Raw genomic sequence first — 247 nt, forward strand, 5'->3', positions numbered from 1 at the left:
GTGCCCGAGGAGGCGGACACCGTCGAGGTCGTCCGCGACCTCGCGCTCGGCAGGCTGGGCACCTCCCCGGACCACCACGCCTTCTGCGCGCGCTTCGCTCAAACCTCGTCGGCGCTGCGGGCCAAATCGGTGGAGGACACGGCCTTCTACCGGTTCGTGCCGCTGCTCTCGGCCGCGGAGGTGGGCGGCGAGCCGGGCCGGCCGGCCGTGACGCCGGAGGGCTTTCACGCCTTCTGTGCCCGCTCCC

Annotated in this window: 1 pseudogene; it reads left to right on the top strand. The window is 74.1% G+C overall.

The features are described 5' to 3' along the window. Nucleotides 1-247, top strand: a pseudogene (locus ACSNOK_RS35595) (malto-oligosyltrehalose synthase); the annotation flags it as partial.

Origin of the sequence: Streptomyces sp. URMC 126 (assembly GCF_051386555.1) — a bacterium.
GTDB lineage: Bacteria > Actinomycetota > Actinomycetes > Streptomycetales > Streptomycetaceae > Streptomyces.